17 protein-coding genes are annotated in these 15187 nt (G+C 24.8%); 16 read left to right on the top strand and 1 reads right to left on the bottom strand.

Annotated features, from left to right (window positions below):
- Positions 1 to 2: 2 nt before the first annotated feature.
- The 13 genes from ACH5BK_RS11215 to ACH5BK_RS11155 all read left to right on the top strand — a co-directional run bounded on the left by ACH5BK_RS11215 (position 3) and on the right by ACH5BK_RS11155 (position 13426).
- On the top strand, positions 3 to 377 hold the full coding sequence (locus tag ACH5BK_RS11215; RefSeq protein ID WP_404307566.1) for a response regulator: 375 nt from the start codon (positions 3 to 5) through the stop codon (positions 375 to 377).
- Between the two features lie 3 nt (positions 378 to 380).
- Positions 381 to 2495, top strand: coding sequence for a PAS domain S-box protein (locus ACH5BK_RS11210; protein WP_404307410.1), 2115 nt, complete (start codon positions 381 to 383; stop codon positions 2493 to 2495).
- Positions 2496 to 2498: 3 nt separating this feature from the next.
- The gene (locus tag ACH5BK_RS11205) at positions 2499 to 5057 is read left to right on the top strand and encodes a PAS domain S-box protein (RefSeq protein WP_404307408.1); all 2559 of its coding nucleotides are present in this window, start codon (positions 2499 to 2501) and stop codon (positions 5055 to 5057) included.
- 1 nt (position 5058) lies between these two features.
- A complete protein-coding gene (locus tag ACH5BK_RS11200) occupies positions 5059 to 6483 on the top strand; it encodes a hypothetical protein (protein ID WP_404307406.1) in 1425 nt (474 codons plus the stop codon).
- Positions 6484 to 6531: 48 nt separating this feature from the next.
- Positions 6532 to 7356, top strand: coding sequence for a YmdB family metallophosphoesterase (locus tag ACH5BK_RS11195; protein WP_404307404.1), 825 nt, complete (start codon positions 6532 to 6534; stop codon positions 7354 to 7356).
- A gap of 1 nt (position 7357) precedes the next feature.
- A complete protein-coding gene (locus tag ACH5BK_RS11190) occupies positions 7358 to 7990 on the top strand; it encodes a 3-methyladenine DNA glycosylase (protein WP_404307564.1) in 633 nt (210 codons plus the stop codon).
- A gap of 3 nt (positions 7991 to 7993) precedes the next feature.
- On the top strand, positions 7994 to 8785 hold the full coding sequence (locus ACH5BK_RS11185) for a hypothetical protein (RefSeq protein ID WP_404307402.1): 792 nt from the start codon (positions 7994 to 7996) through the stop codon (positions 8783 to 8785).
- Between the two features lie 5 nt (positions 8786 to 8790).
- A complete protein-coding gene (locus ACH5BK_RS11180) occupies positions 8791 to 9051 on the top strand; it encodes a hypothetical protein (protein WP_404307400.1) in 261 nt (86 codons plus the stop codon).
- A gap of 25 nt (positions 9052 to 9076) precedes the next feature.
- Complete coding sequence (ubiE, locus tag ACH5BK_RS11175; protein ID WP_404307398.1) at positions 9077 to 9787, top strand: bifunctional demethylmenaquinone methyltransferase/2-methoxy-6-polyprenyl-1,4-benzoquinol methylase UbiE; 711 nt, start codon at positions 9077 to 9079, stop codon at positions 9785 to 9787.
- 21 nt (positions 9788 to 9808) lie between these two features.
- The gene (gene xseA / locus ACH5BK_RS11170) at positions 9809 to 11062 is read left to right on the top strand and encodes an exodeoxyribonuclease VII large subunit (RefSeq protein WP_404307396.1); all 1254 of its coding nucleotides are present in this window, start codon (positions 9809 to 9811) and stop codon (positions 11060 to 11062) included.
- A gap of 120 nt (positions 11063 to 11182) precedes the next feature.
- Entirely contained in the window at positions 11183 to 11674 is a 492-nt protein-coding gene (locus ACH5BK_RS11165) for a chemotaxis protein CheW (protein ID WP_404307395.1), read from the top strand.
- A gap of 2 nt (positions 11675 to 11676) precedes the next feature.
- Positions 11677 to 12069, top strand: a complete 393-nt coding sequence (locus tag ACH5BK_RS11160) for a response regulator (protein WP_404307393.1) — start codon at positions 11677 to 11679, stop codon at positions 12067 to 12069.
- A 7-nt stretch (positions 12070 to 12076) separates the two neighbouring features.
- Positions 12077 to 13426 carry a response regulator gene (locus ACH5BK_RS11155; protein ID WP_404307391.1) on the top strand — a complete coding sequence of 450 codons (1350 nt, stop codon included), beginning with the start codon at positions 12077 to 12079 and terminating at the stop codon, positions 13424 to 13426.
- Positions 13427 to 13441: 15 nt separating this feature from the next.
- Here the strand turns inward: ACH5BK_RS11155 and ACH5BK_RS11150 are convergent, their stop codons facing one another.
- Complete coding sequence (locus tag ACH5BK_RS11150; RefSeq protein ID WP_404307389.1) at positions 13442 to 13963, bottom strand: peptidylprolyl isomerase; 522 nt, start codon at positions 13961 to 13963, stop codon at positions 13442 to 13444.
- 147 nt (positions 13964 to 14110) lie between these two features.
- On the opposite strand from ACH5BK_RS11150, the gene ACH5BK_RS11145 reads away from it, so the two are divergent.
- From ACH5BK_RS11145 to ACH5BK_RS11135, 3 genes are read left to right on the top strand one after another with little or no spacing between them, the layout of a single operon-like run.
- Positions 14111 to 14473, top strand: coding sequence for a (2Fe-2S) ferredoxin domain-containing protein (locus ACH5BK_RS11145; RefSeq protein WP_404307387.1), 363 nt, complete (start codon positions 14111 to 14113; stop codon positions 14471 to 14473).
- Positions 14474 to 14490: 17 nt separating this feature from the next.
- Positions 14491 to 14874, top strand: a complete 384-nt coding sequence (panD, locus tag ACH5BK_RS11140) for an aspartate 1-decarboxylase (protein WP_404307385.1) — start codon at positions 14491 to 14493, stop codon at positions 14872 to 14874.
- Complete coding sequence (locus ACH5BK_RS11135; protein WP_404307383.1) at positions 14867 to 15187, top strand: YbaB/EbfC family nucleoid-associated protein; 321 nt, start codon at positions 14867 to 14869, stop codon at positions 15185 to 15187. Before panD ends, ACH5BK_RS11135 begins: the two co-directional genes overlap by 8 nt.

The following is a 15187-nucleotide window of genomic DNA, read 5'->3' as shown; positions in this document are numbered from 1 at the left end:
CAATAATGAGTAAATATAAAGTTTTAATAGTGGATGATGAAAGAGAAATTCTTTCTATGTTAAGTAGATATTTTAACAGAAGTGGAGATTTTGATGTTACAACACAAACTAACCCTGTTTTAGCAATTGATAATTTAAAGAACACTTCTTATGATATTGTACTTCTTGATATTATGATGCCTCAAATGAATGGATTAGATGCCTTAGAAAAAATTATGGAGATAAATAAGAACCAAAAAGTTATTATGATGACAGCATATTCCACTTTAGATAAGGTTTTAAAATCTCATAAGCATGGAGCAACACATTATGTAATGAAACCTTTTGATTCTTTAGGTGCTTTAGAAAAAAAAGTTTTAGAAGTAATAAAGTCATAATTTATGATAGATAAAAGCCTATTAATTAGGTTGTTCTCATGTTTTGTATTACTTTCATTTATTACTGTAATAATAGTTAAAAATAAAGAAGAAGAGAGTTTAAATACTGCTCTTTTTAAAGAAAAACAAAATTTAAAAAAAAGTTATAGTCACTCTTTTAAAAGATTAAAAAATAAAGTAGATTTGATTTTTTTTAATAACTTACATGATGAAAATATCTATACAGCTTTTATAAATAAAAATAAGAAAAAACTTTTTTCATATTTAAAGAATGATTTTTTTTATTTGAAGTCTCATGGTTTAAAACAGTTGTCTTTTTATACTAAAGAAAATAAACTTTTTTTTAAAATGAATAAAAACATTGACTCTAATAGTCTTGATTTAATTCCTTTTTCTCTTAGAAAAAAAGAATTGGATTTTTATGAACTTTTGAAACAAAATAATGTGATTAGTTTTACGAAACCAATTTTTAATAAAGAATTAGATTTTATAGGTTCTTTAAAATTAGAATTTTCTTTAAATAGTTTAATAAAAGATATCTCTGAACATTCAGATTTTAATACTTTTTTTCTTTTATCAAAAAAGAGTTTTAATAGTGAACATTTTAATAAGTTTCTTTTAAATAAAAACTATTTTATAAGTTCTGATAATTTTACTTTAAAAAGATATTCTTTAAAAAATCTTAAGGATATTAAAAAGTCGTATAAACATAATATTGAACTTGATATGAAGAATAAAGAAGAGTTTAGTTTTATTTATTCTTCATCAAAGGTTTTAAATGCAGCTTTTTTTATTCCTATTAAGAATATAAATAGTTATACAGATGTTTATTTATTTGCTTTTATAAATAAAGAAAAAACTATTTATAATCAAATCTCAAATAACTATTTTTGGATATTAATATTAGTTCATTTTATTTATTTGTTTATATTATTTCTTATTTATAAATATTTTAGAATGAAAAAACTTAAGAATAGTGTATCTAAAAAATATGAAGATTTATTATTATCAATAGATAAATATGTAGTTATGGTTCATACAGATACAAAAGGAATAATAACTTATGTATCACAAGCTTTTTGTAATATTTGTGGCTACTCAAAAGAAGAACTTATAAATAGAAATATAAATATTCTAAGACATCCAGATGTTTCTCCTAAGTTCTATGAAGCATTATGGAAACAGTTACATGAGAAAGGTTATTGGGAAGGTGAAATTAAAAACTTAGATAAGTTTGCTAACTCATATTGGGTAAAAGGAAGTATTGTTTCAAAATATGATAGTAACAATAGGTTAATAGGTTATATATCTATTAGAGTAAGCACTACAAATTCTAAACAATTAAAAAAGATAAATAATTTATTAAAAGAGGACTTATCTAATAAACTAAATGAAATAAAAATGAAAGATAAAGACTTATTAGATAATACTAAAGTTGCTTTAATGAGTAAGGTTTTAGATGCAGTAGCCCATCAATGGAAAACACCAATATCTAATATCTCAATTAATTTAGCAAATTTAAAAGGAAAAATTAGAACTAAAGAAATAAATAAAAAAGATATTTATATTTTAAGTGAAAACATTGAAAAAGAGTTAAAAACTTTATCTATAAGTTTAAATGAATTTAAGTCTTTTTTCCCAAAAAATAGTTATGGTGATAAATATGATATTAATAATGTAATTGAAGAAGCAGTTTCAAGTTTAAAAGAGGATATTAGTAGATTAAATACTACTGTATCTTTAAGCTCAAAAGAAAACCTTCTTTGCTATGGGATTCATAATGAATTTAAACATATATTTATTAACCTTTTAAAATATTCTTTGAATAAAGTTGAAGTACATAAAATAAAAAACCCTACTATTGATATCTCTGTTATAGAAGATAACAATGAAATTATAATTAAATATTGTGATAACATATCAGTTGAAAATAGAGTGATAAAGAAAATATTTAATGAAGAGTATATTAAAAACTTTTCACAAGAGGATATTAATATTTATATAACAAAACTATTGATTGAAAAATCTGGTGCAAGTGTATGGTTTGAAAAAAATAATAATGGTTTAGTTTTTTATATAAAATTAGTATCAGAAGATAGAAGAAAAAAAGAAAGGTAAAAAATGAAATTGAATTTTTATAGTAAACTTTTCTTAACTTTTATTTTATTCGCAAGTATTTTACTTACATTTTCTTTATATACATTCAAAAAGTTTTATGAAGAAGATATAAAAAATAGAAATATAAATACTATTTTTAAAAGTTTAGATATACATCAAGAAACATTTAATAATAAACAAAAAAAGCTTGAAAATGTACTTATTAAAATTAGTAAAAGTCAAGCTCTTAATAATTATGAAAATGAAAAAGATGATACTTTAATAAAACAATTACTAGAGCACTATAAAGTAAGTCAAAAAATTATTCATAGTTTTACTCTTATTGATTTAAAAGGAAATGAAAAGTTAAAATATATTTTTGATAAAAACTCTTTAATAAAAGAAGCTTCAAGTTTATATAATATAAAAAGAGAAGAGCTTTTTAGAAATATTATTACAAAAAAAGAAAGCTCTTTTTATCATTCAAATATATATTTAAAAAAGCAAAACAATGAATTATATTTTCCTTTAGTTCCTTTACAAAATATTGTTTTAAGAACAAAGAACTATTTTTTAATGTTAGAATTTGAAATAATGGAAGTTTTTGATGAACAACAAAAAAAATCATTTACTTATTCTTATATTGTTGATGAAAAAGGAAATTTTTTAGTTCATGAAAATAGTAAATATAATTGGTCTTCATATTTTACCCCAAATTATACTTTAGAAAAACTTTTTGATAATCAAGCACAAAATATACTTTCAAAAAATGATTTAATTTTTGATAAATATTTATCTAAAAGATTTTATATCTCAAATGATAAGTACTTGATATTTATAGTAAAATTAAAAAAATTATTTCCCCAAGAGAATTCAAAAAGATTTGAAGAACATTTTGAATCAATTTTATATATAGGATTATTAATTGCTATTGTTTTGACAATACTCTTAAGTGAGCCTATTTCAAAACTAAATAGAAAAATAATAGAAGAAAATAAAGATTTAGATTTAAGTGTAAAAAAAAGTTATTTAGAGTTAAGTGATAGTTTAAAAACAATTGATAATCATATTATGTCAATAAGACTTGATAAAAATGGAATAATCTCAGATGTAAGTAATGCTTTTTGTGAAGTGTCTGGTTTTTCAAAAGGTGAATTAATAGGTCATCCTCATAGAATATTAGTAGATCAAGAATTAGATGACAAAAAATATCAAGAAGTTTTAGATTATATAAAAAAAGGTAACTCTTATAATTTTGAACTTAAATGTTTAAAAAAAGATGGAACTTATTTTTGGTCTGAATCTTTTATTGAACCAAATTTTGATATTAAAAATAAGCTTATTGGCTTTACTATTATTAGAAATAATATAACAGACAAAAAGACTATACAAAAACTATATGATGATTTAAATACACAAGTAAATCAATACAATACTATTTTTGAAAATGTTAATAGTGCTATAGCCTTAGTTGATTTAAATGGAAAGTTTAAAAAAGTAAATAGAAGTGTTTCAGATTTATTTTTATATGACCATCACGAAATTTTATCAATGAACTTTTTTGATTTTATACATAAAGATTCTAAAGTTTTCTTAGAAAAACTATTTGATGAGACATTACAAATTGGTTCAATAAAAAATATAGAAAAAATCTTTATAAATAAAAATGGAGAAGAGATTCATTTAGAATTATCATTGAGTTTACTTTATGATAGAAGACATATCATTTTAGTTATGAATTCATTAGAAGATAAAAGAAAGCTTCAAGAATTAAATCAAAATTTAGAAGATAGAATTAGTGAAGAAGTAGAAAAAAGTAGACAAAAAGATAAAATACATCAAGAAGAACAAATAAAAAACGCAAAATTAAGTTCAATAGGAGCCTTAGCTGCTGGAATAACTCATGAAATAAATACACCTTTGACATATATAAAAGGAAACTTTGAAATGATGGGTTATGATATAGAGGATTTACCATCTAGTGAAATAAAAAATAGAATGCTAGAAGATAGTATAAAAATAAATGATGGTATTGATAGAATAGCAAATATTGTTGAGTCTATGAGAGAAATTTCCCAAAGTTCAAATGAAAAGAAAGAGAGTGTAAATATTTATTCCACTTTAATAACTGCATTAACGATGGCATATAATAGATCTAAACAAATATGTCCTATTTTATTAAATGATGAAGAGTTTTCTTTAGGAAATATTGATAAAAATAAATATGTATTTAATTGTAATGTTCAAAAACAAAGAATGGAGCAAGTATGGATTATTATTTTAAATAATGCCTTAGATGAATTAGTAAAAATTCAAAATTATGAAAATAGATTATTACGAATAAAAGTTTTTGAAGAAAAAGATTGTGTTGTTATTCAGTTTATAGATAATGCAGGTGGAATAAACAATGATATAATTGATAAAATTTTTCAACCTTTTATTTCATCAAAAGAGCATAGTGGAATGGGAGTAGGATTAAATATTGCTAAAAAGATTGTAGAACAGCAAAAAGGTGAAATTGTAGCATTTAATGAACATAGTGGTGCAGTTTTTGAAGTAAAATTAAAAAAAGATAAGGATTAAGATGAAAAAAATTGTATTATTAGCAATAGTATTAATATTATTAGCTTTAGCACCATTAGGAGTTCAAAATATTATTAATGAAGAAGTTAATAAACAAACACTTCTTTTAAAAGACAAGGGAATAAACGTTGAGGTTTTAACTCAAGAAGGTTATTTAGAAACAAATAGAGAATTTAGCTTAACAATCAAAAATGAAAAAAAGTTTAAAAACTTTTTAAAAGAAAGTTTAATTGAGAAATATCCTTCTTATGAAAAATTAATTAAATCTCTTTTTAATGAAGAGAGTAAAGAATTAGATGAATTTATAAAAGGAATTGTTTTTAAAGGAAATATTAATAATTCAAATATAAATTATAACAGTGATATTAATGTGAATATATATCTTGATAAATTTTCAGATGAAATTATGAATAAACTTAGAGAGAATAAAGAAAAAAATCAAGGAATTTTATCCTTTTTACATAGAAAAGCTTTAGCCTTTGATGTTGTTTTAAGTAATAAGGCAAAATTCAAAAAGTTAACACTTAAAGATATAGATGAACAATCTATTGATAAAAGTTCAAACGGCAGAGTAAAAGTATTATCTTACTTTATTGAAAATAAGTCTACAGATGATTTATTAAAAGCTCATATAAACCTTGATAAGTTCTTAGTAGAAGCATCAAATAGAATAAATGACTATCTATTAGAAATAAGCTCATTTAATCATGATATTACATACTTAAATGAATATATTAATAGTTCAGATTTAAAACTTGAACATTTGATTTTTACAGCAAAAAAGTCAAATTTAGATTTAAGTGATTTATCTTTAAAGACTAAAGGTGAAGTAGAAAATGCTTTATATAAATCACAGTTAAATATCAAAACAAATGAGATTTTAATAGGTTCAAAATATAAAAAAGCAACTTTAGATAATTTAGCACTTGATATTGAAGTAGGTGATATGAATTATGAAAATGTTAAAGCCTTAAATAGTGCATATCTTGATGTAGAATTAATAAGTTTAGATACTACTTTAACAAAAGATGAAAGAGCACAAAAGATGTCTTATGTGATTGATAATTTTATTAAATCTATTAATGATGTTTTAAATTCTGGAGCAACGTTAAATGCAAAACTTGATGTAAATAATTTCAAAAATAATATGTTTTTGTTTAAAAAGTTAGATTTAGATGTGAATTTAATTTTAAATAAAAATAAACTTTCTTTCCAAACTTTAGACAAAAAAGATATTTTAGCAAATGTTGATGGAAATGTAGTTTTATTATTACCTAAAGATGATTTTATTAATTTTATGAAAAAAATAAATCCATCTGTAGCAATGCTTGTAAATGCTTATTCTAAAACACAAAATAGTGATGTTTTATTTGATGTAAAAATTGATAAGGGAATGATAACAGTAAATGATAAAAAGCTAAACTAAAACTTTTACTTGATACAATTTGCCAATTAAAAGTCTACAAGGAAAGTTTTGAGATTAGCATTTATAGGTGATATAGTAGGAAGACCTGGAAGAAGAATAATAAAAGAGAATTTAGTAAAAATAAAAGAAGAATATAATATTGATTTTGTTGTAGCTAATGCAGAAAATGCAAGTCATGGTTTTGGTTTAACTATCAAAAACTGTGATGAATTGTTTAAAGCAGGAGTTGATGTAATAACAGGAGGAAATCACTCTTTCGATAAGAAAAAAGAGATGTTTATTCTTCTTGAAACAAAAGCAGTACTAAGACCTGACAATTATCCTGAGGGTGTTCCTGGAAGTGGTATAAAAATTTGCGAAGTTGAAACTTCAAAAGGACTTGAAAAAATAGCAGTAGTAAACTTAATGGGGCAGTTTTCAATGCCAACTGTTGAAAATCCTTTTAACTGGGCAAAAAAAGTAGTCTCAAAGCTTCATGAAGAAGGTGTAAAAAATATTTTTATTGACTTTCATGGAGAAGCTACAAGTGAAAAAAGAGTTATGCTTATGATGTTTAAAAACCAAGTAAGTGCTATTTGTGGAACACATACTCATGTGGGAACAGATGATTTGCAGATATTTGAAAACACTGCTTATTTGACAGATATAGGACTTACAGGTTGTAGAGATAATGTTATTGGAATGGATTCTTATGTTCCAATACAAAAAGCAACAACTGGTCTTGGGGGACATTTTGAAGTACCAAATTCTTGTAAAACTATTTTACAGATGATGATAGTTGATATAGAAGATGGGAAGGCAGTAGATTCTTTCAAAATAAAAAAACTATGTGATAAAAAAGAACATATAATCACAAAGGCAATGCTTGACTGAGATTAATAACTCTTATGATTTATTAGTTTATCTAAAAAATCAAGATTTAATTCCACATAATTTAGAGTATTGGTGGCCTAATAATAATGATTTTGAAATATTACTAGGTTCAATACTTACTCAAAATACTAAATGGCAAAATGTAGAAAAATCACTTGAAAATTTACGAAACCTTGATTTACTAAGTTTAGAAAAAATAAGTGAAGTTGAACTTAGTTTATTAGTAGAAGCAATAACTCCAAGTGGTTTTAAAAATCAAAAATCAAAAAGGCTTATACTTTTAGCAAAAAATATACTTGATGAATTTGGCTCTTTTAATAGTTTCAAAGAAAATGTAACAAGAGATTGGTTACTTAATCAAAAAGGAATAGGTCCAGAAACTGCTGATGCAATTTTATGTTATTCTTGCCATCAAGAATATATGGTTGTTGATTCTTATACTAATAGATTATTAAAAAGATTTGGATATGAGTTTGAGTCATATTACGATATACAGACATGGATAGTATATGGAATTAATGAAAATTACGATAAAATAGCCAAACTTTATGGCTATGAAATTAGTTTAAATAAACTTTATGCAAGGTTTCATGGCAAAATTGTCGAGTTTATGAAACGCAATCCAAAGGGTTAATTGATGATTATAATTCCACAAACAAAAGGTGGTGTAGGTAAATCTACAGTAGCAATGCAAGTAATTGCTCCATATTTATATAAAAAACATGGTAAAAAGATTACTTATATAGAAGTTGATGATGAGAATAATGATAGTAGGTCTTTTACAAGAACAGAAATTGTAAATAAAAGAATGCTTGGAACTAATAGAATAACTGAATTAGATGAGCTGATTTTAATGGATGATAATCATGAAGTTATAGTTGATGTAGGTGGAAATAAAACTTCTACATTAGTACTTGATGAGATTAAAAAAGTAGGTTCATTTGGAAATGTAAAATGGATTATTCCTTTAGGTGATGGTGAGCTTGATGGGAAAAATGCAATAGCAACCATGAAAAAAATCAAAAAAATTGAAAAAAATCCTGAAGAAAATCTGATATTTGCTTTAAATAGAGCTATTTCTATGGATGAAGATTATTATCAAGAACAATATATAAACTTTTTTGGTCATAAATATTTAGACTCAAACTCAGTTATTTGTGATTTTGTAAAAGATCCAAAATATTTCCCTGTTCAGAATGATAAAGTAATTACAATGAGTAGATACTTGGGTTCTACAGTTTGGGAAATGGCTTATAATAACACTGATTTTGGAGCAAAAGCTATCCAAGCAAAAGAGATGGGTGATATTGAAAGTGCAAGAAAATATCTTTTCTTTAGAAGAATTCAAACAGAAGCAAAAGATTATGTAATCAATGTATTAAATAGAATTTTTTGTGATTTAGATCAGTGGATTGATATCAAGAAATGAGTGATATGAGTTTTAAACAAGCAAAAGAGCTTGTTGAACGAATGGAATTTTCAGAACTTTCTTTAAGAAAGGCAACTAAAAATTTAGAAAAAACATCTAAAAACTTTGAACAGTCAAATGATTACTTTCATAAAACACTTCAAAAACAAGAAGATGTTTTAAATATGTTACCAAAAGCAGATAAAAAAATTTCGCTTTTATATTTGGCATTGGCTGTAAATATTGGATTTATTTTAGGTCTTTTAGTTGGTAAATTTATTTTTTAAAAATATGAATAGGATTTAATAAATTATGGGTAAACAAGAAAAAATTGTATCAATGTTTAATGACATTGCTGGAACTTATGATGTAGCGAATAGAGTTTTATCAATGGGTATTGATAAATCATGGAGAAATAAAGCTTGTAATAAAACATTTGAACTATACAACAAAAAAGAGATTGAAAAGATAGTTGATGTTGCTTGTGGTACAGGTGATATGATTATGTTTTGGAAAAAAATTGCAAAAGAAAATAATATTGCTTTAAAAAATATTGTTGGTATAGATCCAAGTGTTGGTATGATGGAAGTAGGGAAAAAGAAACTTCCTGATGTTGAATTTATTGAAGCTTTTGCTACAGATATGCCACTTGAAAATGAAAGTGTTGATATTATTTCTATTTCTTACGGAATTAGAAATGTAGTTCAAAGACAAGAAGCTTTTGATGAATTTGCTAGAGCTTTAAAAAAAGATGGATTAGTTGTAATTTCAGAGTTTACAAAAAATGAAAAAACAAACCCACTTGATTATTTAACAGACTTTTATATAAATAAGATTTTACCAACTTTAGGTGGGTTAATTTCAAGAAATAAAGAAGCTTATACTTATTTACCAGACTCTATTGATGAGTTTTTAACAAAAGATAATCTATGTAAAGAGTTAAAACAAGCAGGATTAGAACCTGTTCATGTTAAATCTTTTTCTATGAATATTTCTACATTAATCATCGCAAGAAAACTATAGTTTCTTGCAATAAGGATATATATGAATTCTCCTTTAAGTGTAAGCTCACTAAATGCACAAATAAAATCTCTTCTTGAAACTACTTTTATTAAAGTGTATGTTGAAGGAGAAGTTTCAAATTTAACTTATCACAATTCAGGACACATTTATTTTTCTGTAAAAGATAGTACTTCTACTATTTCATGTGTAATGTTTAGAGGTAATGCAAAATATTTAAAATTTCAACTTGAAGTTGGTCAAAAGATAGTTATTACAGGAAATATTACTGTTTATGCCCCAAGGGGTAACTATCAGCTTTTATGTAGCAAAATTGAACCATCAGGACAAGGTGCTTTAGCTTTAGCTTTTGAACAATTAAAAAATAAGTTAGAGCAAAAGGGTTATTTTAATCCTGAAATCAAAAAACAACTTCCAAAATATCCTAAAAAAATAGCTTTAGTTACTTCACCTACAGGGGCTGCAATAGAAGATATGAAAAAAGTAGCTCATCATAGATGGCCTTTAGTAGAGTTTATTTTAATACCTACTTTAGTTCAAGGTGAGGGTTCGGCTTATGATATTGCTCAAAGCATAAAATATGCAGATACTTTAAACTGTGATATTATGATTGTAGGTCGTGGTGGAGGAAGTATTGAAGATTTATGGGCTTTTAATGAAGAAATTGTAGCAAATGCAATTTATGAAGCTACTACACCTACTATTTCAGCTGTAGGGCATGAAATTGATTATCTTATTTCTGATTTTGTAGCAGATATGAGAGCTGCTACTCCATCAAATGCTATCGAAATAGCACTTCCTGATATAAATGAACATAGAATATATTTAGATAGTTTGGCAAATGAATATATAAATAAAACAAAAAGAGTTCTTGAAATTAAGCAACAAAATCTTACAAATCTAAAAAGCTTATTTGAACAGAACTCTCTTGATTCAAAATTTAGTTTTATTGAGTCTCAAATCAAACTTTTAAAATCTTCGTTTCAAGCAGATATATCTCAAAAAATTGTAGTAGCAAATAATAATTTGAGCTTTTTAAAGACAAGCTTTTCAAATACTTTTGAACAAACAATCTCAAAAATGCAAAACCAAGTAAATATGTTAAAAAATAGTTATGAGCAAAATCATCCAAATAATAAAGATAAAAAAGGTTTTGTTCAAATAACAAAAAATAACAAAGTTATTTCTCTTGAGGAACTGAAAAAATCAGATAAAATATCTCTTCAAACACCCAAATATATTGCTACATGTACAATTGATGATATACAAAAACAATAATTATTTAAGTTTAGAAAAGATAAAATAAGCATAACTTATAGTATAACATGTAATCTTTGTATTTATTGCATTACATATAATTTATAATTAACTAATAATATAGCTTTTAAAGGAAACCTTATGGAAACTAAAGAACAAGAAAATGTAGAAGTTATTGATTATGCCAATACAAGTGAATTTATGACATTTGAACTTGGCGCAATGAAATATGCAATAGAACTACCTAAAATTAGGGAGATTTTAACTTATCCTGAAAACATTACTGTTTTACCAAATACTTCTGGGTGGGTAAAAGGACTTATTAATTTAAGAGGTGAAGTTGTTCCTATTTTAGATGTAAGAATTAAATTTAATACAAGCGAAGAGCCTGTTTATGATGAAAATACTTCTGTTATCGCTGTAATAACAGAAGATAGTAGAATGATTGGTATTGTTGTTGATTTAGTTGATGATGTTCAAAGATTAGATACTAGTACTTTAGCACCTGTTTCAGAAATGGGTTCTGCAATTCCTGCAAAATATTTAAAGGGTTATGTAAGACTAGATAATAATGAAATGCTTGTAATAATGGATATTGAAAAAGTAGTGGCAAAAGAAGAGTTAAAAGACTAATTATGACAGATATGATAGAAAGACTAAGAGAATTAAAAATTCTATTTGTTGAGGATGAAGTTGATTTATTAGATATTATTACTGATGCCTTAGATAGTTTAGCTGTTGAGTATTTAACAGCTGAAAATGGAGTCGAAGCTTTAGAAATAATAGATAATAATCCAGATATTAATATTATTGCTACAGATATTAATATGCCTCAAATGGATGGTCTTGAATTAATTAGAATATTAAAAGAAAAAAGAAAACTTACTACTTCAATTATTGTAATGTCAGCTCATTCTGAGTCTGAATATATTCAAGAAGCTGAAAAACTTGGAGTAGATCATTATCTTGGAAAACCTTTTGATTTTATAAATTTTATAAATTTGATTTCAAGTATGGAAATTAAATAAAAAACTTATGGATAAAAAACTTTTAAAAAAATTAAAAATATTATATGTAGAAGATGATACTCTTGTAAGAAATGAATTACAAGAGTTATTATCAGATTTTTTTCAAAAAGTTTTTGTTGCCAAAGATGGGCAAGAGGGTTTAGAAATATATTTCAATTATAAAAATGAAATTGATGTAGTTTTAACAGATATTAATATGCCAAGTTTAAATGGTATAGATATGTTAAAAAAAATAAGAGAAGATTCTAAAAAAATTCCTGTATTTATAACAACTGCATATTCAGATAATGATTTATTAGCAAAAGCTATTAAACTTAAAGTATATGAATATCTAGTAAAGCCAATAGATGTAAGATATTTATTAAATCAAATGAATGAATTAGCAAATATTTTATATCAAGAATCATTAATTCATAAACAAAATAAAGAATTAGAAGAATACAAAAGAGTAATTGATGCAAGTAGTATAGTTGTTAAATGTGATGAGTATATGAAAATATCTTATGTAAATGATTTATTTTGTCAAACAACTTCTTATGATAATACCGAATTATTAGGACAAGACTTTAAAATTTTAAAGCATCCTGATGTTTCTAATGAGATTTATACTAATATTTATAATCAAGTTTTAAATGGTAATGCTTGGCATGGAGTATTAAAAAACCTTACAAAAGAACATAAAACTTTTACTACTGATTGTTATATAATTCCTGTTAAAAATGATTTATCAGAAATCACAGGTGCAATTTCTATTCAAAGAGATATTACAGAAGAATTAGATAAAAAAAGAAATATACAATTATCATTGATGAAAGATAAAAGTGAAATCTTTATTAGAAGTAAAGAAGGTTCTGCTGAACAAAATATGATTATCAATAATTTGAAAAAAGAATTAAGTATTTTAAAAAGAGAATTAGATAAATCTAAAAAAGATATTGAAAAATATATTTATTCACTTGAAAAATATAGTTTACATAATAAACATCTAAGAACTGAGCTTGCTGGATATAAAAAACAAGCTAGTGAACATACTAGTATGCTTAAAATTATGAATGAAAATTCTCAATTAGAATATAAAGTTAAAAAATTAAATAAAAAATGTGATGATCTAATTGAGAAGTATGAAAAGCAATTACAACAAATAAAAATAGATTATCAATTAGAAATTGATGACTTAGAAGAAAAACTTACTGATATTACTCAAAAATATGAAGTTATTGAAACTGATGATGCTTTAATTGAGAAACTTGAATATTGGAAACAAAAAGCTCAAACAGAAATGCTAAGAATTGAAAATTTAGAAAAACAAATAATTGCTTATGGAGATAAAGAGTTTATGAAAAAAGTTTTTAAATAGAAGCTAAGTTAGCTTCTATTTAATAGTAATTGATTCTATTTTTTGATCTACTAAAGGTTTGTTTCCTTTTACAGTTGGTACACTTTCTATTTTTTTTACAATATCAAAACCATTTTTTACATAACCAAAAATAGTATGTCTTCCATTTAGCCAGTAAGTAGGAACAGTTGTAATAAAGAATTGACTTCCATTTGTATTTCTACCTGCATTAGCCATTGCTAAAATACCTGCTTTATCAAATAGTGCTTTAGATGAAAATTCATCTTCAAAAGGTTTACCCCAAATAGATTCTCCACCTCTTCCTGTTCCTGTTGGATCTCCACCTTGAATCATAAAGTTTTTTATAACTCTATGAAAAATTAAACCATTATAATAACCATTTTTTGCATGAGTTACAAAGTTTTCAACTGCTTTTGGTGCAAGATTTGGTCTTAGTTCTACCTCAAAAGAACCTTTATTTGTTTTAAATACAGCAATTGGATTTGCTGCTTCTAAAAGTAACACGAATGAACAAAGAATAAATAAAATTCTTTTCATAATTATCCCTTATAATTTTATTTTGTAGGAAATTAGTATATTATGTTTGGTTTAAAAAAAAATTAAAATCAATTTTTTATTAAAATTTAAAAAAAAAGTGTTAAAATTCGCTGAATTATTGTAAAATGCGAACAAAAAGGAAAAATAATGTCTATGCCATCAATTCCACAACCTACATTTTATATATTTAAGTGTGAACAAGCATCACCTCCTGGGATGCCAAAACCTTCATGTGTAAATGAAAATACTAGAGATTTATTTAATCATACAGCACAAAGTATGATGCAAAAAGGATTGATGGGACCTGTACAGGTTGTTAGAACATCATGTTTAGGTAGATGTCAGATGGGACCTGTTATGTTAGTAGAGCCAGGACATTATATGTACTGTCAGTTATCTAAGGAAAAAATAGATAGAATAATTGAAGAACATATAGTTGGTGGAAGCCCTGTTGAAGAGTATTTAATACCAAAACAGTACTGGGGTGAACCAGTTAATTTAGGAAGTTAAAAAGAGGAATTAAATATATGACATTTGATATGCTATATAGTAAAATTCATAGAGCAACTGTTACAGATGCGAATTTAAACTATGTTGGATCAATTACAATAGATGAAGAACTTATGCAAGCTTCTCATTTAAGAGTTGGTCAAAAAGTTGATATTGTAAATATTAATAATGGTGAAAGATTTCAAACTTACGTAATAAAAGGTAAGGCTGGAAGTAAAGATATGTGTTTAAATGGTGCAGCTGCAAGAAAAGTTGAAATTGGTGATAAAATTATAGTTATTGCTTATGCTTCATATAATGAAGCAGAATTAGAAAACTATAAACCAACAGTTGTAATTGTGGATGAAAAAAATAATATTGATATGATAACAAATGAACTAGTAGGATCTGATCATGTTTGATGGAATTGACTTAAAAAATCTTGATTTAAATTCGATGATGAAGCAAGTTCAAGACATGGCTGACAATGCAAAAGAAGAAAATGCAAATAAGGTATTTACTTCAAAAGCAGGCGGAGGAATGGTAGAAATTTCTATAAATGGAAACTCAGAAGTAATTGATTTACAAATCGATGATTCGCTACTAGAAGATAAAGACTCTTTACAAATTCTACTTATTTCAGCAATGAATGATGTAATTAAACAGTCTGATGAAAATAGAAAAATGATGGCTATGAATATGATGGGTGGTATGAATCCATTTGGCCAAAAGTAA

This window comes from Arcobacter sp. YIC-80, assembly GCF_044841725.1.
GTDB lineage: Bacteria > Campylobacterota > Campylobacteria > Campylobacterales > Arcobacteraceae > Arcobacter_B.
This window is presented reverse-complemented; position numbering and strand designations above follow the sequence as displayed.

Excerpts from the sequence above, each read along its gene's own strand:
- ACH5BK_RS11210 (WP_404307410.1), top strand. The coding sequence starts at position 381 with ATGATAGATAAAAGCCTATTAATTAGGTTGTTCTCATGTTTTGTATTA.
- ACH5BK_RS11205 (WP_404307408.1), top strand. The coding sequence starts at position 2,499 with ATGAAATTGAATTTTTATAGTAAACTTTTCTTAACTTTTATTTTATTC.
- ACH5BK_RS11200 (WP_404307406.1), top strand. The coding sequence starts at position 5,059 with ATGAAAAAAATTGTATTATTAGCAATAGTATTAATATTATTAGCTTTA.
- ACH5BK_RS11185 (WP_404307402.1), top strand. The coding sequence starts at position 7,994 with ATGATTATAATTCCACAAACAAAAGGTGGTGTAGGTAAATCTACAGTA.
- ACH5BK_RS11180 (WP_404307400.1), top strand. The coding sequence starts at position 8,791 with ATGAGTTTTAAACAAGCAAAAGAGCTTGTTGAACGAATGGAATTTTCA.
- ubiE (WP_404307398.1), top strand. The coding sequence starts at position 9,077 with ATGGGTAAACAAGAAAAAATTGTATCAATGTTTAATGACATTGCTGGA.
- xseA (WP_404307396.1), top strand. The coding sequence starts at position 9,809 with ATGAATTCTCCTTTAAGTGTAAGCTCACTAAATGCACAAATAAAATCT.
- ACH5BK_RS11165 (WP_404307395.1), top strand. The coding sequence starts at position 11,183 with ATGGAAACTAAAGAACAAGAAAATGTAGAAGTTATTGATTATGCCAAT.
- ACH5BK_RS11160 (WP_404307393.1), top strand. The coding sequence starts at position 11,677 with ATGACAGATATGATAGAAAGACTAAGAGAATTAAAAATTCTATTTGTT.
- ACH5BK_RS11155 (WP_404307391.1), top strand. The coding sequence starts at position 12,077 with ATGGATAAAAAACTTTTAAAAAAATTAAAAATATTATATGTAGAAGAT.
- ACH5BK_RS11150 (WP_404307389.1), bottom strand. The coding sequence starts at position 13,963 with ATGAAAAGAATTTTATTTATTCTTTGTTCATTCGTGTTACTTTTAGAA.
- ACH5BK_RS11145 (WP_404307387.1), top strand. The coding sequence starts at position 14,111 with ATGTCTATGCCATCAATTCCACAACCTACATTTTATATATTTAAGTGT.
- panD (WP_404307385.1), top strand. The coding sequence starts at position 14,491 with ATGACATTTGATATGCTATATAGTAAAATTCATAGAGCAACTGTTACA.
- ACH5BK_RS11135 (WP_404307383.1), top strand. The coding sequence starts at position 14,867 with ATGTTTGATGGAATTGACTTAAAAAATCTTGATTTAAATTCGATGATG.